The sequence below is a fragment of the Algoriphagus sanaruensis genome, from assembly GCF_001593605.1.
GTDB classification, from domain to species: Bacteria; Bacteroidota; Bacteroidia; order Cytophagales; family Cyclobacteriaceae; genus Algoriphagus; species Algoriphagus sanaruensis.
Genome location: NZ_CP012836.1, coordinates 996,149 through 1,016,584, shown reverse-complemented (window position 1 = coordinate 1,016,584; position 20,436 = coordinate 996,149). Strand labels below are relative to the sequence as shown.

The 20,436-nt window shown below is 41.8% G+C and carries 20 protein-coding genes and 1 tRNA gene; 10 read left to right on the top strand and 11 right to left on the bottom strand.

The genetic code is table 11. The annotated features are described in order from the left end of the window. The first annotated feature begins 60 nt into the window (after positions 1-60). The gene (locus AO498_RS04535; protein ID WP_067544219.1) at positions 61-1,395 is read left to right on the top strand and encodes an amidohydrolase family protein; all 1,335 of its coding nucleotides are present in this window, start codon (positions 61-63) and stop codon (positions 1,393-1,395) included. Positions 1,396-1,467: 72 nt separating this feature from the next. Here the strand turns inward: AO498_RS04535 and AO498_RS04530 are convergent, their stop codons facing one another. After that, entirely contained in the window at positions 1,468-2,226 is a 759-nt protein-coding gene (locus tag AO498_RS04530; protein WP_067544217.1) for an alpha/beta fold hydrolase, read from the bottom strand. Between the two features lie 131 nt (positions 2,227-2,357). Next, entirely contained in the window at positions 2,358-3,074 is a 717-nt protein-coding gene (locus tag AO498_RS04525; protein ID WP_067544215.1) for a pyridoxine 5'-phosphate synthase, read from the bottom strand. 62 nt (positions 3,075-3,136) lie between these two features. On the opposite strand from AO498_RS04525, the gene AO498_RS04520 reads away from it, so the two are divergent. Together AO498_RS04520 and AO498_RS04515 are read left to right on the top strand one after the other, a co-directional pair. Next, positions 3,137-3,589, top strand: a complete 453-nt coding sequence (locus tag AO498_RS04520) for a GatB/YqeY domain-containing protein (RefSeq protein WP_067544213.1) — start codon at positions 3,137-3,139, stop codon at positions 3,587-3,589. Between the two features lies 1 nt (position 3,590). Next, entirely contained in the window at positions 3,591-4,139 is a 549-nt protein-coding gene (locus tag AO498_RS04515) for a CvpA family protein (protein ID WP_157883966.1), read from the top strand. A gap of 33 nt (positions 4,140-4,172) precedes the next feature. On the opposite strand, the gene lolA1 is transcribed toward AO498_RS04515, so the two are convergent. The 5 genes from lolA1 to AO498_RS04490 all read right to left on the bottom strand — a co-directional run bounded on the left by lolA1 (position 4,173) and on the right by AO498_RS04490 (position 11,470). Further along, a complete protein-coding gene (lolA1, locus tag AO498_RS04510; RefSeq protein WP_067544210.1) occupies positions 4,173-4,826 on the bottom strand; it encodes an outer membrane lipoprotein periplasmic chaperone LolA1 in 654 nt (217 codons plus the stop codon). 32 nt (positions 4,827-4,858) lie between these two features. After that, complete coding sequence (locus AO498_RS04505) at positions 4,859-7,372, bottom strand: DNA translocase FtsK (RefSeq protein WP_067544208.1); 2,514 nt, start codon at positions 7,370-7,372, stop codon at positions 4,859-4,861. A 53-nt stretch (positions 7,373-7,425) separates the two neighbouring features. Continuing rightward, positions 7,426-8,466 (bottom strand): quinone-dependent dihydroorotate dehydrogenase, encoded by a 1,041-nt coding sequence (locus AO498_RS04500; RefSeq protein ID WP_067550246.1) that lies wholly within the window; start codon positions 8,464-8,466, stop codon positions 7,426-7,428. A gap of 123 nt (positions 8,467-8,589) precedes the next feature. Beyond that, positions 8,590-10,068 (bottom strand): IMP dehydrogenase, encoded by a 1,479-nt coding sequence (gene guaB, locus AO498_RS04495; protein ID WP_067544206.1) that lies wholly within the window; start codon positions 10,066-10,068, stop codon positions 8,590-8,592. A gap of 214 nt (positions 10,069-10,282) precedes the next feature. Further along, entirely contained in the window at positions 10,283-11,470 is a 1,188-nt protein-coding gene (locus AO498_RS04490) for an RsmB/NOP family class I SAM-dependent RNA methyltransferase (protein WP_067544200.1), read from the bottom strand. A gap of 231 nt (positions 11,471-11,701) precedes the next feature. On the opposite strand from AO498_RS04490, the gene prmC reads away from it, so the two are divergent. Genes prmC through AO498_RS04475 form a run of 3 tightly spaced genes read left to right on the top strand, consistent with a single transcriptional unit; the run spans position 11,702 to position 13,301 of the window. Then, on the top strand, positions 11,702-12,535 hold the full coding sequence (gene prmC, locus AO498_RS04485; protein ID WP_067544198.1) for a peptide chain release factor N(5)-glutamine methyltransferase: 834 nt from the start codon (positions 11,702-11,704) through the stop codon (positions 12,533-12,535). 27 nt (positions 12,536-12,562) lie between these two features. Continuing rightward, positions 12,563-12,952, top strand: a complete 390-nt coding sequence (locus tag AO498_RS04480; protein WP_067544196.1) for a DoxX family protein — start codon at positions 12,563-12,565, stop codon at positions 12,950-12,952. Between the two features lie 43 nt (positions 12,953-12,995). Next, on the top strand, positions 12,996-13,301 hold the full coding sequence (locus AO498_RS04475; RefSeq protein ID WP_148660187.1) for a hypothetical protein: 306 nt from the start codon (positions 12,996-12,998) through the stop codon (positions 13,299-13,301). 122 nt (positions 13,302-13,423) lie between these two features. On the opposite strand, the gene AO498_RS04470 is transcribed toward AO498_RS04475, so the two are convergent. Next, a tRNA-Met gene (locus tag AO498_RS04470) sits at positions 13,424-13,496 on the bottom strand. A gap of 67 nt (positions 13,497-13,563) precedes the next feature. On the opposite strand from AO498_RS04470, the gene era reads away from it, so the two are divergent. The 4 genes from era to AO498_RS04450 all read left to right on the top strand — a co-directional run bounded on the left by era (position 13,564) and on the right by AO498_RS04450 (position 16,738). Next, positions 13,564-14,457: a GTPase Era gene (gene era / locus AO498_RS04465; protein WP_067544192.1), complete on the top strand. Its 894-nt coding sequence runs from the start codon at positions 13,564-13,566 to the stop codon at positions 14,455-14,457. Between the two features lie 2 nt (positions 14,458-14,459). Next, the gene (gene der / locus AO498_RS04460) at positions 14,460-15,773 is read left to right on the top strand and encodes a ribosome biogenesis GTPase Der (RefSeq protein ID WP_067544190.1); all 1,314 of its coding nucleotides are present in this window, start codon (positions 14,460-14,462) and stop codon (positions 15,771-15,773) included. A 76-nt stretch (positions 15,774-15,849) separates the two neighbouring features. Then, complete coding sequence (locus AO498_RS04455) at positions 15,850-16,032, top strand: hypothetical protein (protein ID WP_067544188.1); 183 nt, start codon at positions 15,850-15,852, stop codon at positions 16,030-16,032. Between the two features lie 58 nt (positions 16,033-16,090). Continuing rightward, complete coding sequence (locus AO498_RS04450) at positions 16,091-16,738, top strand: SprT family zinc-dependent metalloprotease (protein ID WP_067544186.1); 648 nt, start codon at positions 16,091-16,093, stop codon at positions 16,736-16,738. Here the strand turns inward: AO498_RS04450 and scpB are convergent. From scpB to AO498_RS04435, 3 genes are all read right to left on the bottom strand, one after another. After that, positions 16,714-17,274: an SMC-Scp complex subunit ScpB gene (gene scpB / locus AO498_RS04445; RefSeq protein ID WP_082792187.1), complete on the bottom strand. Its 561-nt coding sequence runs from the start codon at positions 17,272-17,274 to the stop codon at positions 16,714-16,716. The two genes, AO498_RS04450 and scpB, sit on opposite strands and share 25 nt — an antisense overlap. 2 nt (positions 17,275-17,276) lie before the next feature. Then, entirely contained in the window at positions 17,277-17,660 is a 384-nt protein-coding gene (locus AO498_RS04440) for a TraR/DksA family transcriptional regulator (RefSeq protein ID WP_067544184.1), read from the bottom strand. Between the two features lie 179 nt (positions 17,661-17,839). Beyond that, on the bottom strand, positions 17,840-20,350 hold the full coding sequence (locus AO498_RS04435; RefSeq protein ID WP_067544182.1) for a lamin tail domain-containing protein: 2,511 nt from the start codon (positions 20,348-20,350) through the stop codon (positions 17,840-17,842). Positions 20,351-20,436: the final 86 nt, after the last annotated feature.

Genomic DNA, 20,436 nt, shown 5'->3' with positions numbered 1-20,436 from the left:
TAAAATTAAACAGTCAAAATCATTACCTTTTTGATCATTATCAGCTTCCCTAATTCTGACATGAAGATTAGAATACTTACACTCGGCCTTTTGTATTTGCTTTCGTTCCAAGCCTTCTCCCAAAACTTAAAAGCCCTCGTCGGCGGCACCCTAATCGACGGTTTTGGAGGCACTCCCATTCGCAATTCGGTCATCATCGTCGAAGGCGAGCGGATCAAAGCCGTGGGGCAAGTTGGAAGTCTGAAAATACCGGCAGATGCAGAAGTTATTTCCACTGAGGGAATGAGCGTCCTTCCTGGACTTTGGGATATGCACGTGCACCTGATGCTCAATGGTCACAGCGATTACACCCATTGGGACACGACCTATTTGGACGTATTGGAATCAGTCATCATGCCTTCTTCTGCGCATCAATTATTAATGGCTGGAGTTACTAGCACCAGAGATTTGGGGGCCCCTTTGGAACCCAGCATCAATGTCCGAGAAAAGATTAACCGAGGTGAAATCCCCGGTCCGACCATTTATGTTTCTGGCCCTTTTATCCAAAAAGCGCCCTATCCCGGCACAGAAGCCTTCCGCTGGGGAGTCAATGGAGCTGCCGATGCGCGCGCCAAAGTCAAAAAACTGATCGATGCCGGAGTGGATGTGATCAAGCTGATCGATCAGGATCAGATGACCCTAGAGGAAGCCAAAGCAGTAGTCGATGAAGCTCATAAGTACGGAAAAATGGTCGTAGGCCACTCCCATCGTCCAGACGAAATCCGAATCGGCTTGCAGATCGGCGTGGATAATTTTGAACATACGGGTTTGAGTTCGGCACCGGAATATCCCGAAGACATCATGCGGATGATGAAAGAGCGGGCTGCCAAAATGAATCTAGGTCCACTGTTCTGGACGCCAACCGTGGAGGGCCTTTGGAATTATGAATATGTCCGTGACAATCCCGAAAAGCTGGACGACCCCTCTTGGCATTTGGGATTACCGGATTCGATTATAAGAGATATTAGAGCTTCTTTGAGATATCCAGGAAGAATGTCTTACTTCCAACTTACTCCAGTAAGAAAACCTACTCTTACCCGCAAATTTGCCCAGCTAAAAGAAAGTGGCGTGGTGATGCTGGTAGGAACAGACAGCGGCATTCCGATGAAATTCCACAGTCAAAGCACTTGGAATGAGCTGGATGTGTGGGTGAATCAGTTTGGAATGGATCCCTTATTGACGATTAAGGCGGCTACCTACTGGCCTGCAGTAGCCATGAAAGTGGACAAGGACTATGGGACGATATCCGAAGGAAAATTCGCTGACATTATTGCTGTTCGTGGAGACGTCCTTCGCTACATTAATTTGCTCCAGAATGTGGATCTGGTAATTAAGCATGGGAAGAAGGTGAAGTGAAAGGCAGAAAGCTAAAGGCAGAAAGCTGAAAAAAAGGGGTGAGATCAAATTCAGATTCACCCCTTTTTCGTTTTAGCCCAAAAACCTCCTTATCTCCTCAACGACTGCATGAGGCTGCTCAGCATGGAGCCAGTGACCGGCATTGGGGATAAACTCGAGTTCGTAATTTGGGAAATGGGCCTCCAAGTCGGGCAAGTCCTTTTGCTGGATATAGTTGGAATTGGCTCCTGCAAGGAATAAGGTTGGGCCTTCGAAAACAGCACCTTCATCCAAGGCTTCTCCTACATTTTCAATCTTTTCGGTGATGACCTTCAGGTTGATCTTCCATGCAAAGCCCTCGCTGTCTCGGGTCAGACTTTTCAGCAAAAACTGCCGCACGCCCAGTTCGGGAATGTATTTTGCCAATTGATCATCGGCTTCTTTGCGGGATTTGATTTGCTTCAGATTCAGGGAATTCAATCCTTCCAAAATCGTCTGATGGTGAATCGGATAAAATCTCGGTGCAATATCAGCCACAATCAGTTTCTCAACTCGATCGGGGTAGGTAACCGCAAAGTTCATAACGGTCTTCCCTCCCATGGAATGGCCCATCAGGTGGATTTTTTCCAGGCTTTCGTCATCCAACAATTCCTTTAAATCTTCCACCATCACGGCATAGTTCCATTCCTCAGCATGGGGAGAGTCTCCATGATTTCGTTGATCGACTAGGTACAAGGTGTAGTGCTCGACCAATTCCTTGGCGATGGAAAACCAGTTGTCCAGCGAACCAAAAAGTCCATGGAGAATGACGAGAGGAGGGCCGGAGCCACTTTTTCTGAAGTTAAGCTTCATTTTGAAAGTACGATTTACGAAATACGATTTACGAGATCTTTGGTAGAGTGAAGGCCATCGATACGAGGAAACTTTACAACTTTCCAACATTACCACCTTCCAACTTCTAATTTTCCAATCTTTCAATTCAATCAAATCTCCAACTGCCTCCTGTACATCTGAATGGTGTTTTCCAATCCGTAGTACAGCGCATCGCAGATTAGCGCGTGACCAATCGAGACTTCTTCCAAGAATGGAATCTGCTGCTTGAGGTAGGCCAAATTATGTAAATCCAAATCGTGCCCAGCATTCAGTCCCAAACCCAATTCTCGGGCGACATGGGCTACCTCTACATAGGATTTCACAGCTTTCTCCCGATCTTGATGGTAGTTCGAAGCATAAGGTTCCGTATACAGTTCGACCCGATCAGTTCCTGTAAGCTTGGCCGGCTCAAAATATTTCGCTTCAGGATTAATGAAAATGGATACACGCGTGCCGATTTCTTTGAGCTCGGCCACAATGTCTTTCAGCATGCTCTGATGAGCAATGGTATCCCATCCTGTATTAGAGGTGATGGCATTCGGCGGATCAGGAACCAAAGTCGCTTGAGCAGGCTTCACTTCACGGATCAACTGCATAAATCGCTGATCAGGGTAGCCCTCGATGTTGAACTCAGTCGTAACCACTTTAGCCAAATCCACAGCATCCTGATAACGAATATGTCGCTCATCAGGCCGTGGATGTACGGTAATTCCCTCTGCACCAAATCGCTCACAATCTAGAGCAACTTTAATTACATCAGGATTATTGGCTCCCCGGGCATTGCGCAGGGTGGCGATCTTATTGATATTTACACTCAGCTTTGTCATATCGGCAAGGAAAAAGGGGTATTTTTACCCGGTATTGAAGTAGTAACACAAACTTAGGACGAATGAGTTTAAAGCAGAATGTAGAAAGTCAAATAAAATCCGCAATGATTGCCAAGGACAAGGTAAGATTAACTGCATTGCGAGCCATCAAATCGATGATTTTGTTGGAAGAGACTAAAGAGGGTTTTTCAGGAACCTTGAGTGCGGATGACGAGATGAAGCTCTTGACAAAAGCCGCCAAGCAGCGAAAAGACTCTGCTGATATCTATGAAAAGCAAGGACGGGCAGACCTTTTGGAAGTCGAATTAGCTGAATTAGCCGTAATCCAAGAATTTTTGCCGAAGGCGCTTTCTGATGAAGAATTGAGTGCTGCTATTCAGGAAATAATCAGTTCTACCGGTGCAGCTGGTCCAAAAGATATGGGAAAAGTAATGGGTGTAGCGAGCAAGCAGTTGGCAGGAAAAGCCGACGGAAAAGCAATCGCAGATAAAGTCAAAGCATTACTCAATAGTTGATTTGGCGCCAATTGATATCATCATATTGATCCTAATTGGACTAGGAGCCTATGAGGGCTACAAAAAAGGCTTGTTGCTGAGTATTGTGGGTCTCATAGGCTTTGTTTTAGCCATTATTCTGGGTGTATATTTTATGGATCCTGTGAGCCAATGGTTGGCTGATCACTCTGATGAACTAACCTTTGCCTTTCCAATCATGGCCTTCCTAATCGTATTTTTTCTGACCCTGATCATCGTTAATCTTGCAGGTTGGGTATTGAAAAAAATGATGGATATGATCCTGCTTGGTGGTTTTGATAGCATTGCAGGAGCGATTTTAGGGATAATCAAATCCGGATTTTTTATTAGTCTCTTTATGTGGCTGTCTCTTCAATTTGATTTGAAAATGCCAAGAGAATGGAGAGCTAAAAGTGAATACCTTCAATACATCGAACCATTAGCCCCGAGCGTAATTTGGGTTTTGGAACCTATTTTCCCCAAAGTAAAAGAAGCCATTGGCACCATGGCGGAAATCGTAGAGGAATTCAAAAAGGAAAAGATTAATCCTTAATCAGGTAAACAAAAAATCGAAAAAGGTTTGATTTCACCTCAAATCAATCACCTCGATTCCAGGATGTTTTTTGATATCAAAAACGAAATAATCTGCCGGTAAACTTGGTGCTGCTTTCAGGTTTTTAAAAGAGTATGAGAAAACTCCTCCTTGCCCATCGGACATTTCCCAACCCAATAGGTCTTTGGTAGCTTTATCTACCATCAACTTTACCTGCTTAAAGGGAGCATTCGGTTTTTGGGCGATCAATTCAACTACATTAACGGCTTTACCTTGGTAGGTTTTATCGGCAAGAAGTCGGTAGTTAAATCCCGTTTGATACATTTTGTAAATATTCGAAGGAGTCAATTCGCCCTCCATTTGAGTAACATCATTGACCGTAACTTCTTTGTAACCATCGGATTGGATAAAAGTCCAGACCGTTTTTCCGTCGTTGTAGATTTCCTGGTCGGGAAGTTTGAGTCGATATTTATCTCCTGAAACGGCAATCTCTCCGGTCTGCCGATCGCCGGCTCCTCCAGCATCTTGAAAGGTATAATCAAAACTTGCCGTAAATCCTTTGAGGCTTTGGTACTTTTGAGCCATTCCATCTAGGATTGTTTTGGCCTTAGGGTCTTTTTGCGCCAGTAGATTCGGCGAAAAAATCAGAGAAAGAAAGGTGAGTAGGACTACTGGGATTAATCTCATGGAAAAGAAAGTAATTATCCGAAATTCGGTAACTACAAACTATTCAATAACCGTTCCAAACTAGCCTCGTCCTGAACCAAGACCTCTCTAGCCTTAGATCCTTCAAAAGGACCTACAATTCCGGCCGCTTCCAACTGATCCACGATTCTTCCCGCCCTATTATATCCAAGTTTCAATTTCCGTTGAATTAGCGAAGTACTGCCTTGCTGATGCAATACAATCAGTCGCGCTGCGTCATCAAAAAGCGGATCTCGATCGGATAAATCAACATCAGAGGCAGAGCCATCTCCTTCCTCTCCTTCGAACTCCGGCAACAAATAGGCTGAGGAATATCCCTTTTGATTTCCAATCCAATCGCAAATCGCATCCACTTCTGGAGTATCCAAAAAAGCACATTGAAGTCGAATCATTTCTGAGCCTTGGGAAAGAAGCATATCTCCCATTCCAATTAATTGATCTGCTCCTCCAGCATCAAGGATGGTTCTAGAGTCAATCTTAGAAGTAACTCTAAATGAAAGTCTAGCTGGGAAATTGGCCTTAATAATACCGGTGATGACATTAACCGAAGGTCGCTGAGTAGCTACCACCAAATGAATACCGATAGCACGAGCTAGCTGAGCCAAGCGAGCAATTGGCGCTTCGATTTCCTTGCCTGCAGTCATCATCAAATCGGCCAACTCATCAATAACCAAGACGATATAAGGCATAAAGTAATGCCCTTTTTCAGGATTCAGTTTTCTTGCGATAAACTTGGCATTATACTCTTTTAGATTTCTACAGCCTGCATCCTTGAGCAAGTTGTATCGGTTATCCATCTCAATACACAATGAATTGAGGGTGTAGATTACCTTTTTGGTATCCGTAATAATCGCTTCCTCGGATCCCGGTAACTTGGCTAGAAAATGCCTTTCTATCTTATTGAAAAGTGTCAACTCTACCTTTTTCGGATCTACTAGGACAAATTTCAATTGCGAAGGATGCTTCTTGTAAATCAAGGAAGCCAAAATCATGTTCAGCCCAACTGACTTTCCTTGGCCTGTTGCACCTGCCATTAACAGGTGGGGCATCTTGGCCAAATCCATGACAAAGACTTCATTGGAAATAGTTTTACCCAAAGCCACCGGAAGATCTTTGTCTGACTTCATAAACTTCTCGGTTCCAATTACCGCACGGGCAGGCACCAATTCGCGATTCTTATTTGGAACTTCAATCCCGATCGTACCTTTTCCTGGAATCGGGGCTATGATTCGAATCCCCAATGCAGCCAAGCTCAAAGCAATGTCATCTTCAAGATTCTTAATTTTACTGATCTTGATCCCAGGATTTGGAACAATCTCGTATAAGGTAACGGTAGGCCCAATAGTGGCTTGAATTCCTTGGATTCCAATTTGGAAGTTTTCCAAGGTAGTGACGATTTTGTCTTTGTTTTCTTCGAGTTCTTGTCGAGAAACTGTCACCTTTTTCACATCATACTCATTGAGCAAGTCCAAGGTCGGATATTGATACCTTGGAAGATCCAGTGTCGGATCATAGGGATCCAGATTCTCAACCTGCTCAGCGGTTTTTTCAACCTCTGGTGCTTGTTGAACGGTAAAATTACCTTCACTTACCCCCTTGCTTTTAGGAAGTCCTTCATCCAACAAATTCACTTGGGGCACATCAAATAAATCTTCCTCGGCGATTTCCTCAGCAGAAGGATTTAGACTTAAGGAAACATTGTTTGAAGTGACTGGTGATTCCTCTTCTTCCGAACTTTTGATTTCCCACAGGCTTCCGTAATCGTAAACCTCCTCTTCCTCGAGTTCATTTTCATCGGAAATTTCCTCATCCAAATCAGAAGCGAAAGGATTAATGGATGTTTTCGCAGCGGGAGAAGCTAAATCTTCCTCCTCATAGGGTTTAGCAGAGAACCAATTGAGTTGTTCTAACCCAAAATAAAGCACTATGAAAATCAGTAGGGAACCTGCGATCAGGATGAAAGTCCCCATTCCCAAAAATTCTGAAGACAACAAGGCGAGTTCATAACCCAATCCCCCAGCAATAAATCCCCAGAAAGAATACCCCTCAATCAAAATAACGATATATCCTGCCAGCAGTCCCAACCAAGCGGTAAAGAATAGCGCAAAAATCGAATACCTGGTCAATGACATCAAGGCAACCCGAAATGTCCAGCGAATACCTAAAAGAAATAAGAAGGGAGGGATAAGAAAGGCGGCGATTCCGAACCATCGGTAAATCAGCCAATGCGAAGCTTGTGCTCCCAAATATCCAACCCAGTTTTGGGAATCCCGAGCCACTTCTCGTACTGCTGGATCAGGATTATTCATGACCAAACTTTGGTCTGCAGGTCCGCTAAATAAATAAGAAAGAAAAGCAATAACCAGAAAGACACTCACTGAAATTAGAACAATCCCTGCAGTGATCCCCAACTGTTTAAACTTGAAATTGCCCAAAGACAATTTCATGCCTTCCTTTTTTGGAGCTGCCTTTTTAGAGTTTTCACTCTTTTTTCTGAAGGTATTTGCCCGAGGTGTTTCTGATGCCATTTACTTGATCAAGTACAAATTTAAGTTTAGCCAAAAGGCCGAAGAAAGGCAACTTACCTGGAAAAATATGCCAATAGTCCCTTTTTTATCTTTTTAATCAAGCCTGGCCCCTCATAAATCATGCCCGAGTACACCTGAACAAGGCTCGCACCCGCTTCTAACTTTTCGATTGCATCTTCTGCTGAGAATATTCCTCCTACTCCTATGATCGGAAAAGCCGCCTCAGATTTTTGATGGAGATATCGAATTACCTCAGTACTTCTTTGCTTGAGCACTTTTCCACTCACTCCCCCTGCTCCAATAGCTTCCACTTCCGAAGCAGTGGTGGTCAGTTTCGAACGATCAATCGTAGTATTGGTCGCAATCACACCATCGATCTGGGTTTCTTTCACAATTTCAATGATATCATCTAGCTGACCATCTGTCAAATCAGGTGCGATTTTCAAGAGGATAGGCTTGGGTTTAGACTTGGAATCATTCGCCGCTTTTACAGCTGTGAGTAATTGCTTTAAAGGTTCTTTTTCCTGTAAATCGCGAAGATTTGGCGTATTAGGAGAGCTCACATTTACTACAAAATAATCTACATAAGGATGTAGCTCCTCGAGGCAAATCAAATAATCATCGACAGCATTCTCGTTGGGCGTGACTTTATTTTTACCAATATTCCCTCCGACAATTACCTGAGATTTTCGGCTTTTCAATCGCTCGACTGCCTCCATCACACCCCCATTATTGAACCCCATACGATTGATCAAGGCTTCATCCTGAGGTAATCTGAAAAGCCTGGGCTGAGGATTTCCCTCTTGGGGCTTAGGAGTCAAAGTCCCAATTTCGATGAATCCAAAACCCAACATCGCCATTTCATCGATCAGCTTGGCGTCTTTATCGAATCCTGCCGCCAGCCCAACGGGGTTTTTGAATTTCAGACCAAAAACTTCTCGCTCCAATCGAGGATCATCCAATGCAAATGCATTTTTAACCATGGATTTGACTAAGGGAAGATTGAAGGTCCACTTGGTCATATCGAAGGTGAAATGATGTGCCTTTTCAGGCTTCTGAAGAAATAGAAGAGGTTTTAACAGCGATTTATACACAGCGAGAAGTGATAAAATGGAATGAATGTCCAAAAATAGAAAATGCAAGGAGGAATGAGGAAAGATGAGTGGAGAATCGCCCATTTTCCATAAAAAAACCGGCCGAGGCCGGTTTTTAATTCCTTAAGACTTAATGCTATAATTAGGCGCCTCTCGAGTAATGTTCACATCGTGCGGATGCGATTCTTTGACTCCAGCAGCAGTAATTTTTACAAACTTGCCATCTTTTTGAAGATCTGCTATAGTCTTGGTTCCACAATAGCCCATCCCTGCCTGAAGCCCACCAACTAATTGGTACAATACTTCCGCAACCAAGCCTTTATAGGGAACTCGACCTACGATTCCTTCTGGAACAAGTTTTTTGATATTGTCCTCGGCATCTTGGAAGTAACGATCCTTGGAACCAGACTCCATGGCTTCCAATGAACCCATTCCACGGTAGGATTTAAATTTTCTTCCTTCAAAAATGATCATTTCTCCAGGAGCCTCTTCCGTGCCGGCCAATAGAGAGCCAATCATAATGGAGCTTCCCCCAGCAGCGATGGCTTTAACCAAGTCACCCGAATAACGAATCCCTCCATCAGCGATAACAGGAACACCACGATCTTTGAGTGCTTCAGCACATTCAAAAACGGCAGAAAGCTGCGGTACACCTACCCCAGCAATAACACGAGTAGTACAAATGGATCCAGGTCCTACACCGACTTTTACAGCATCTGCTCCAGCATCTGCCAAGGCGATCGCTGCCTCAGGAGTAGCAATATTCCCGACAATCACTTCCAAATCAGGAAATGCAGTTTTGATTTTTTTACAGGTTTCAATAACACCCTTACTGTGTCCGTGAGCAGTGTCAATGGAAACTACGTCTACTCCAGCATTTTTCAAGGCCTCGACACGTTCCACAATATCGGCGGTAACTCCAACCGCAGCTCCTACTCTCAATCGACCAAACTCATCCTTGCAGGCATTGGGCTTGTCTTTACGTTTCAGAATATCTTTATAGGTGATCAATCCGGTCAACTTGTAGTCTTCGTCTACAATTGGGAGTTTCTCGATTTTATATTCCTGGAGAATTTCTTCTGCTTGTTCCAATGAAATACCCGACTTAGCTGTGATGAGATTTTCATTAGTCATGATTTCTCGAATCAAGCGATTGGGATCTTTAATAAATCGAAGATCCCGATTCGTAATGATCCCTTTCAAGATTTTATTTTCATCTACCACTGGGATACCTCCGATATGAAACTCCCGCATAATCGCCTCTGCGTCTCGGACTTTGGAATTGATATCGAGCGTAATGGGATCTAGAATCATCCCTGCTTGGCTTCGCTTCACCTTACGAACCTGCGCAGCCTGCTTCTCAATTGACATATTCTTGTGGATGAAGCCTAAACCTCCTTCCAAAGCAATTGCAATTGCCAATTCTGCCTCTGTTACAGTGTCCATTGCTGCGGATACTAGAGGGATATTTAGTCTGATTTTTTTGGTTAACCAGGTGGAAGTGTTGGTGTCTCTAGGGAGAACTTCAGAATAACCTGGAACAAGAAGCACGTCGTCGTAGGTGAGTGCTTCATAAAGGAACTTCGAGGAGTTTCGATTCATGGCAAATATTGGTTGTAGGTAACCCTATTTGCCCGTCAAAGGTACAAACAAAATCCAATGCCAAGCCATAGGAAAACAAAAATAAATGCGGAAAATCCTTCGGTAGGCCTGAATCTCAAAAATAAAGTTTGGAAAAATTTAGTCAGCATTCAAAAAATTCAATTTTAATAGAAAAGCTTGGGAAAGAAATTCAATTCCATCCCAAGCAGATTTTTTATTTTTTCAACAATCTCGCCATGTAAAAGCCATCAAAGCCATTTTCATGAGCAAAAACTTTCTTCTCTTCTAACAACTCAAAATCTTTCCCTGCCTCACTGGCCAGGAACTTCTTGACTTGCTCCTCATTTTCAGATGGTAAAATACTACAAGTAGCATAAACCATTTGTCCTCCTTTTTTCAACATCGAAGGATAGGATTGAAGAATTTCCTGTTGGGTTTGCTGTACCTTCTCGATAGATTCTGGTGAAAGCTTCCACTTGGTATCAGGATTTCTACGGAGCACTCCTAATCCAGAGCAAGGAACATCAAGAAGCAATCGATCTGCCGTTTCTTTTAAACGCTTGATAGTTTTGGAACCTTCGATCAGTTTGGGTTCAAATATCGATACGCCATTTCTTCTCGCTCTAAGTTTGGCTTGCTGAAGCTTCCATTCTTCAACATCCATCGAAATTACCTTCCCTTTATTTTCCATCAAGGCGGCTAGGTGTAAAGATTTTCCACCTGCCCCAGCACAGGCATCAATTACCCGCATTCCTGGTTCCACGGCCAAAGTAGTCGCTACCAGTTGAGAACTTGCATCTTGAACTTCAAAAAGCCCAGCCTTGAATGCCGGATGACGGAAGACATTTTGTCTTTCTTCAAGGATCAGAGCATCTGGATAGCCCTTCAGAATATAGGTTTTGATTCCATCCTCAGCCAATTGATTTTTCAATCGCTCTCGAGAGGTTTTTAGGGTATTGACACGCAAGACCACTTCAGCCTCTTCATTTAAGGCATGAATTTCTTTTTCCCAAATTGCTCCAAGTTCTTTCGCTCCCAAATTATGCAGCCATTCCGGGACCGATTCAAGAAGTCCAGGATCTTTGATAGACTCATACTTGGCCTTAATCTTCTCCGGATGTAGGCGCTCGAATTCTTCCCAATCTGGCAGATCATTTCCTTGCATCAACCAATAGGTGCCAAACAAATCCCAAAGATTCGTAGATGGACTTAAAAAATTAATCAACCTCCACCAACGGACCATTTCATAAGTAGTCTCAGCGATGAACGAACGGTCTTTTGAGCCCCATTTTGGATTAGATTTGAGGGTACGCTCGATGACTTTGTCTGCATATTGACCTTCTTCAAAAATAGCTTGGAGCGCAGTATGAACTCCTCGGATGGTATTGTTGTGTAACTTCATGGGAAACTAATTCTGAGGCAAAGGTAGGTAGAATTGCTGATGTTCGACTTTTCAGTTGAAAATGACGCCAATCATCTCCTTTTAGAGCATTCTTCTAAGTTGGTCTTTTTTGATTCTAGGTCATCCGACTTCCCCAAGAAGAATTTGGATCCTCACATTTTTAAAAATCTTTTTTGGGTGATGTTGGACTCCTTACCTTTGAAAATCTAAAATTTTCCTCAGTAATAATCTATGACCTATTCCGAATTAGTAAATCAATGGTCTGATGAACTTTCAATTTATCCCAAAACAGAAAGCGAAACCTTGATTCATTGGTTACTGGAGCACCATTTGGGTTTAAAGAGAGTAGACTTGATTAAATTCCTTAATCGAGAAACTTTACCAAAAGCACTTATAGACGATTTTGAGCGGCTTAAAACTGGGGAACCTATTCAATATATTTTGGGCAAAGCACCATTTTATGGAAGGGAATTTCAAGTTAGTTCCTCAACTCTAATTCCTAGAAATGAAACCGAGGAACTGGTTCATTTAATACTAAAGGAAAATAAAAAAGTAGGACTTACCATATTGGATATTGGGACCGGAACAGGTTGTATCCCGATTACCTTGGATTTGGAATTGGACCAAGCACAAGTGTTTGGAATGGATATTTCTGATGAGGCTTTAGAGGTTGCGAAAAGAAATAATCAAAGCCTCAAAGGAGGGGTTCATTTTTTCCACGGTGACATATTAACTGAAACTCCTGAAATTCCTCCACTAGATATATTGGTCTCAAATCCTCCCTATGTCCCTCAAAAAGATTTGGCTGAAATGCATCAAAATGTGGTTCAGTTCGAACCCCACCTTGCCCTTTTCGTACCTGATTCAGATCCGATCATTTTCTATCGCATGATTGCTAAAAAAGGCCTTTCACTTTTGAAAAACACTGGGCGAATCTATTTCGAAATTTATGAAAGGGCTTCAAAAGAAATTTGCTTCGAATTGGAAAGACAAGGTTATGCTGATATGGAAGTTCATCAAGATTTAAACGGAAAAGAACGAATAATATCGGCTATCAAACCCTAATTTCGCGCCAAATTAAACCTATTAAATATGAAATTTACAGCTCTCCAAGACATCGGATTATTAGTCGGAAGACTATTTGCAGGAGGAATGATGCTTACGCATGGAATCCCGAAAATCAGTCGATTTTTTGCTGAAGGACCCGTCAAGTTTGCGGATCCTTTTGGGCTTGGGCCCGAAATTAGTCTCGGCATGGCAGTATTTGCAGAGGTAATTTGTGCCATTTTAGTGATGTTAGGCTTCAAAACTAAACTTGCAACAATCCCTTTGATGATTACCATGCTGGTAGCTGCATTTTATGCCCACTGGGATGATCCTTTTGGAGATAAAGAACTCTCACTTTTATATTTTGCGATATACTTAGTTCTTTTTGTAACTGAAGGAGGTAAAATTTCCCTAGATAGAATCGAATCCAAATAAAAGTAGATTATAGAAAGAAAAAAGAATTTGAAAATACCCAGTCGTGGGTATGTTTCAGAATATTTTGTTTTTTACTTTTAGCACAACATTAAAAATGTGCAGAATTTTTGCTGATGAAAATCTGTCCGAATTTGATTTTAGAAATGAGGACGATTTCATACTAATCGAAAATAAACCTAACCAATCGCTTGTCCTTGAACAGAAGAAAAATAGTCGGATTACATCGAAAGCTTACTTTTTTGAAAAAAGCTTGCTGGGAAAAACGGCTAGAGGCTCGAAAGAAGATTTTAAGAAAAAGGGAGGAGAAATTAAACCAATTCCGAATTCAGTTTTTGCCTTTATGTTTTGATGAGGATCTAGAAAGGCTTTCCGAATATTACAAAGACGAGGATAAGGATAAAAAGTAAAAGAGGCCCAAGGCCTCTTTTTTTTTAATAAAAAAAAGGACACTGATTAGTGTCCTTTTCGTAGTAGCGGGAACAGGACTCGAACCTGTGACCTTCGGGTTATGAGCCCGACGAGCTACCAACTGCTCCATCCCGCGATATTGTGATGCAAAGGTAAGGACTATCTCTCAAAAATCAAGTACCTTTGTGAAAAATTCTTTAAAAATGACCGCTCATCCACATAAAGCAGGCTTTGTCAACATCGTAGGAAAACCTAATGTAGGCAAGTCCACGCTCATGAACATTCTTGTCGGTGAGCGACTTTCAATCATTTCTCCTAAGGCACAAACTACCCGCCATCGAATCCTCGGCCTGACTAATAGCGATCATTATCAAATTGTATTTTCAGATACTCCAGGAATGCTGAAGCCTCAATACGAGCTTCATAAAAGCATGATGGGATTTGTAAATCTTTCTTTGGAAGATGCTGATGTCATTCTTTTTGTGACAGATCTCTTTGAAACTGATGAGGAGATTGAGGAAGTGATCAAACGGATCAATGAATCCCTTATCCCAGTCCTTTTAGTGATAAACAAAATTGACCTTGCCAAAGAAGGTCAATTGGAGGAGGTGACAAACTATTGGACTTCGAGGGTTAAAGCTCAACTAGTAATCCCAATTTCTGCAAAGGAAAATTTTAATACTGATAGAATCCTTCCTGAAATTCTGGAAAGACTTCCCGAGCATCCAGCTTTTTATGACAAAGAGGAACTAACTGACCGTCCAGAACGGTTCTTTGCCTCCGAGATCATTCGGGAGAAAATTTTTACCAACTATAAGAAAGAAATCCCCTACAGCACAGAAGTTGGTATTGAGGATTTTCACGAAGAGGAACAAATCATTCGTATCCGCGCGACCATTTTCGTAGAAAGAAATAGTCAAAAAGGTATCATTATCGGTAATAAAGGAAAAATGCTTAAGAAAGTAGGCATTGAATCAAGAATAGATCTTGAAAAATTTTTCGGGAAAAAAGTATTTCTCGAAACCTTCGTGAAGGTAGAACCTGACTGGAGGAAAAATAAAGCAAAACTTAAAAAATTCGGGTACGACCCCTATTAATCATGGCAAATATTGTAGCAATCGTCGGTAGACCAAACGTGGGAAAATCCACACTTTTCAATCGACTAGTAGAAGAAAGAAAAGCCATTGAGGACAACCTCAGTGGAGTAACTCGAGATCGGCATTATGGTCATGCTCAGTGGGGAGGAAAATTCTTTTCGGTTATCGACACCGGGGGATATGTGACCGGTTCTGAGGATATTTTCGAAGCAGAAATTAGAAAACAGGTAAAACTAGCAATTGAGGAAGCAGATGTAATCCTGTTCGTGGTAGACTGCGCAGATGGTCTAACCGATTTGGATACTGAATTTGCAAATGAACTACGGGGCACCAAAAAGCCACTTTATGTAGTCGCAAATAAGGCTGACAATGGCGAAAAAGCCCTAATGGCTAATGAGTTTTATTCACTAGGCTTGACCGATTTTGAGATTTTTCCTATCGCTGCTGTAAGCGGAAGTGGGACTGGGGATTTGCTGGATGAAGTGATCAGCCATTTTGTAGATGAGGGGGAAGAGGATCCGGATGCAGATGTTCCTAAAATTTCCATTCTTGGACGACCAAATGTTGGAAAATCCTCATTTCTAAATGCCCTTTTGGGAAAAGAAAGATCCATTGTCACGGATGAGGCAGGGACCACGAGGGATGCAATCCATTCTCGATATACCTTATTTGGTAAGGATTTTATCATCACTGATACAGCTGGTATTCGAAAAAAAGCCAAAGTCAAAGAAGATATTGAGTTTTATTCGGTGATGCGTTCACTCCGAACCTTAGAAGAATCGGATGTGGTCATTGTTATGGTAGATGCTACCAGAGGATTGGAAGCACAGGACATTAATCTGATTGGACTGGCGATCAAAAACAATAAGGGGGTTATGATCATGGTCAACAAGTGGGATTTGATCGAAAAAGACCACAAAACCATGAACAAGATTAAGGATGAAATGCTGGAACGCCTTGGGGAAAACAAATGGATTCCGATCATTTTTACTTCAGTCACTGAAAAGCAACGGATCTTTCAAGCCATTGAGCTTGCGGTGAAGGTTTTTGAAAATAAAACCAAACGAATCCCTACCTCCAAACTAAATGATGCACTTCTTCAAGAAATTGAAAAATACCCTCCTCCAGCATGGAAAGGGAAATACATAAAAATCAAATATGTGACACAATTACCGACCAAAAACCCGGTATTTGCCTTCTTTTGCAATCTTCCACAATACATCAAGTCACCTTATACCAGGTATCTAGAAAACCGTATTCGTGAGAACTTTGATTTCGAGGGAGTTCCGGTGAAAATTGTTTATAAAAACAAGTAAAAAATATTTGAACGGCACTTGCGCAATTGAAAATAATACTAGTACCTTTGCAAGGTAATTAAGAAAACCATAACAAATGAAAAAGGTATTTGCAATTTTCGCAATCGCTGGCTTGATCGCTACTTCTTCTTGCGGTAACAAAGCTACTGAAGAGGCTGCAGTTGAAGAAACTGTAGTTGTTGAAGAAACTCCAGTTGTAGAAGAAGCTCCTGCTGTAGACACTACTGCAGTTGCTGCTGACACTACTGCTGCTCAGTAATTCAACCAGCTCAAAAAATTAAACCCTGGCAAACGTCAGGGTTTTTTTATTTTTAGTCATGGAAACCGCCGGCCTTTTAAAAATTTTTGAACGTCACCTTCCTCCCCCGGCTATTCCGTATTGTCTCCACCTTTGGAAAGAGATCCCTTTTCATTTTTATGTCAAAAAACCCAGGCAGTCTAAACTGGGAGATTTTAGGTTTCGAAGAGATCAAAAAATTCAGACCATCACCCTAAATGCCGATCTAAATCCATTCCAATTTTTAATCACCTATATCCATGAAGTAGCCCATTTGCGTGTATTTGAGCAATTGGGACCGAGACATGCCCCGCACGGAACAGAATGGAAAAAAACATTTCAGGTTCTTTTTGCTCCGCTATTAAATGAACATGTGTTTCCCCGAGACCTTTTGCTTCCACTTAGACGGCATATGCAAAACCCATCGGCCAGTTCTGCAAGAGATTTATTCCTGATGAAAGAATTGAGTAAATACGATCGAAAAGAGGAATCATCTTTTGAAAAATTCCTATCAGACCTCCCAAAAGGACAGGATTTTGTTTTACAAGGAAGAAAATTCAAAAAAGGAGAAACTCGTCGAACAAGAGTACTATGCGAGGAAGTAGAAACGGGTAAAAAATTTCTGGTCTCTACCTTAGCCAAGGTAAAACCGCTAGAATCGGATCAATCTTTCTCTTCCCCAATTTGATTTTCGGGTTGAGAAAAATCCTTGGGCTGGGGTAAATCTTGGATAGAATTGATCCCAAAGTATTCCATAAATTTTTGAGAAGTTCCATAAATCAAAGGCTTTCCAACTCCCTCAGACTTCCCTTTAATTTCAATCAGTTCTTTTTCCAAAAGCTTCTGAACAGAGTAATCACTACTTACACCTCGAATTTGCTCAATCTCACCTTTTGTCACAGGTTGCTTATAGGCAATGATCGACAAAGTCTCAAGCTGCGCCGTTGACAATCGTTTTTGATTCTGCTGTCGGAGAAGTATTGAAATAGAAGTTTGATAAGCAGGTTTGGTTAAAAATTGGTAACCTCCTCCAATATGCTCTAAGGAAAAAGCAAAATCCTCTTGATTGTACTTTTTCCGTAGATCATAAAGTGCAGATTCTACATGCTCAAACGGAACATCCGCTCCAAACATTTCACTTAGACACTTGACAATTTCGGTCACTGCAAGTGGTTCTGGAGAGCAAAAAACCAGTGCTTCTATATGTCGATGAAGGAAGTCCAAGCTTATTTTTTAGCCAATTTCGCTTCAATAGAATGCATGGTATGTGGCACCGCCTTCAAGCGCTCCTTTGCGATCAACTTACCTGTGTCCACGCAAACACCATAAGTTCCGTTTTTGATTCGGATTAATGCATTTTCCAAGTTGATGACAAACTTTTGCTGACGAGCTGCCAATTGACTCATACTTTCCCGTTCTAGTGTATCCGCTCCATCTTCAAGAAGTTTCGAAGTCGATGCAGTATAGTCAGTCCCACTATCATTTTTCTTACTTAAAGACTCCTTGAGCGAATGCAGTTCTTCTTTAGCTACTGCCAATTTTTGAAGGATAATCTCTTCAAATTCCTTAAGCTCTTCCGGAGAATATGCTGTTTTTTCTTCCTGACTCATATGCTTTGCAATTAATTAAAATTAGTGTTGGGATAGAGGTTGTAGTGGTTTAGCTCCCTAAAATAAGACCGTCTTATCGATTTGCAAAAAATAATATTTACTGGGCTACTGGAATGCGCAACTGAGGATTTTAGAACGATAAATCGATTGATTTCCTTTTAAGAAATTACAAAGCCCAACTACAATTTAGAGGCTATAACCACTGTCTTTTTCACTGCGTGAGTTCTCCCTCTTAGATCGAAAAGTTCAAATACGGCAACATAATACCCAGGAGGAAGTCTTTTATTTCCTGCTCCGGTTCCGTACCAAACAAATGATCCCTGTGAACCTAGCAGTTGATTTGATACTATTTGATCAATCAACCTACCCGAAGAACTGTAAATTTTCAATGAACCTATCCAGCCTGAATCTGGAAGCTGATAGGAAAAAGTTGTAAAACTCACGCCTTGAAAGCCCTCTGGGTCAAAAACTTCAGGACTAACTGAAAGCCATTTGGCCTCTGTATCTTGGTCAAAACTTTGAGAATTTTTCCTGCCTGGCGTAGCAAAATCCTCTGTGGAAGCTGCAGAAGTCCATTCTTTTCCCTCTGAAGCAAAAACACCCATATCTATTCGCTCCAAAGATACACCTCTCGAATCTTGAATTAACGGATGATGAAGGTCTTCCGAATAGTCCAACCGATCCATCTCTTCCTGCTGATCCGAAAGAAGTAGTACTGTTCCTCCCGAAATTGGATAGCTTGGTAAAGAAGAAACTTCTTGAAAATTACCCTGAGCTGATCTAGGATAGGAAAATCGAAGTGCATCTGGGTCTAAGGTTATAGCCAAAAAACTTTTAGGTGCTATTACCTGACCAGGAAATCCAAAAACCCGAACCTGGGCAGGCATCCCCTGATCATCCAAATTAGCTAGTGCCCATCCTTCTAGGTTTAAGTATCGATCTGTAAGGTTCGCTATTTCAACGAATTTGGGATCACCGGGCTTTGGGTCAAAAAGCAGCTCATTCAATACCAGCTCTCCTACTTTGGGTTGGTCTCCTCTAACAAGGGTACTTGGACCCAAGGATTCCACAAAATTCCCAAAGCAATCCGAAAAGTTAATCAGATTTAATTGATAGACCTGTCCAGTTTGGACATCACTGCTGAGTTCCAATTCAATTTCTCGAGAATTTATTTTTTGTATTTCCAGAATATTTTGAACAGGAGAAATCTCAACATTTGTTTGACTTAATCCCTCAGGCACGGGAGCATCAAATCGGATTCGAATGGTTTTTGGACTAGTAAAATAGGCTGATACTTCAGTAAGTAAGGGCGGTTCTATTTTCCAAAAGAGGGAGTTCTCAAATCCCGGGGTACCTCTTTGAGGATGCTGAGAAGGAGCTAATAACTCAGAACTTTCGCAACCAAAGTCAGGAAAAGGGACTTCAAGACTATATCCTCCTTGCGAAAACTCACTCCCTCCCCAGGTGCTACTTTGATACGCTATTTGATCCACGATCAGCTCTTCTTCAGTCAGCTGAAGTTGGTCACCGGAGTTAAGCATAGTCGGCCAATTCGAAAGCTCCAACACCTCACCATATTCCTCCAAAAGATTAGAATTTCCCTTCGGACAAAGGATAAGAAACTTTCCCGGCTCAAGCCAAAATGGAGGAATTGAAGTGCTAGACCTTGAGTTAGAAAATTGTAAAGGATCTAGTCTCCAAGTTTTGGTAGATGGATTAAACAACTCCACATATTCGACATTTGGCAGATCCAAATCTGGCTTTGGTGCAGGCATCAATTCATTTATAACGAGTGATTTATAGGCATAGGCAGTTGGATCTTCAAATTGAAAACTAAGAGTGGTGTCCTGGATAAAATTGCCCTCCAAATCTGGAATTTGCCGGATGGTTAAGGAATAATTTCCTTCCTCAAGAAATGTCGTTTCAAACTCCAAAATGACCGTAGAATCATTTTGAGCGATAATTTGATCCGGTTCCAAACCATCAAGGGAATATGCCATTGGAATTTGGGAAAATACAGGATCAACGCGTTCATTAAAAATCAGCTGTAGTTGGTTAGAATCAAATCCTCTGACTATTATAACCTCAGGAGGGGAACCATCCTCTTCAAGCACCCCAAAGAAGAAATCATCCATGACCCATCGAGCAGCACTTCCTGACCCACCTCCGTAAGAAACCCGAATGCGCAAGAAGAAGGACTTTAGGTGCTGAGCAAATTCAGGAACATCAAGGCGAAACTTTTCAAAACCCGAGTCCTGGTTTGGAAATTGGGTTTCAGACCCCAAAACTGACTCCTCTATTACTTCGCCACCCAAAGTTTCTGACCAGCCATAAAAAACAACCGCGGGTCTGTTGCCAGTGCCATTCTGAAGGGACCGCGCATAGAATAAGACAGATGAATTTTCCTCCTGAGGTACAAGTTCCACCCAAATTTCGCCATCAAATGTACTGATCGGCTGTACTGCCAATCCTTTTGAGCCATTTCTGCCGACGCTATTGGCTTGAAAGATCCGAGAAGATGTCCTAACCTCGTTCCCATACCATTTTTCCAAAAATGAATCAGGAATAGAAACTATCTGAAAAGGAGATTCAAAATCCTGAATCTGAGCCCAAACCGAACCTGGTCCAAAAAAACTACTGAATAGCCAAAGCACTAATCCCCAAAGGATCGACTGAAAAATGCGAACCATAAATATAAATTCTAAAAGTGTTACCTAAATATAAAGGTTTCAAATCGAGAGATTTTGGATTCTAGACAAAAAATCATGGAAATTTT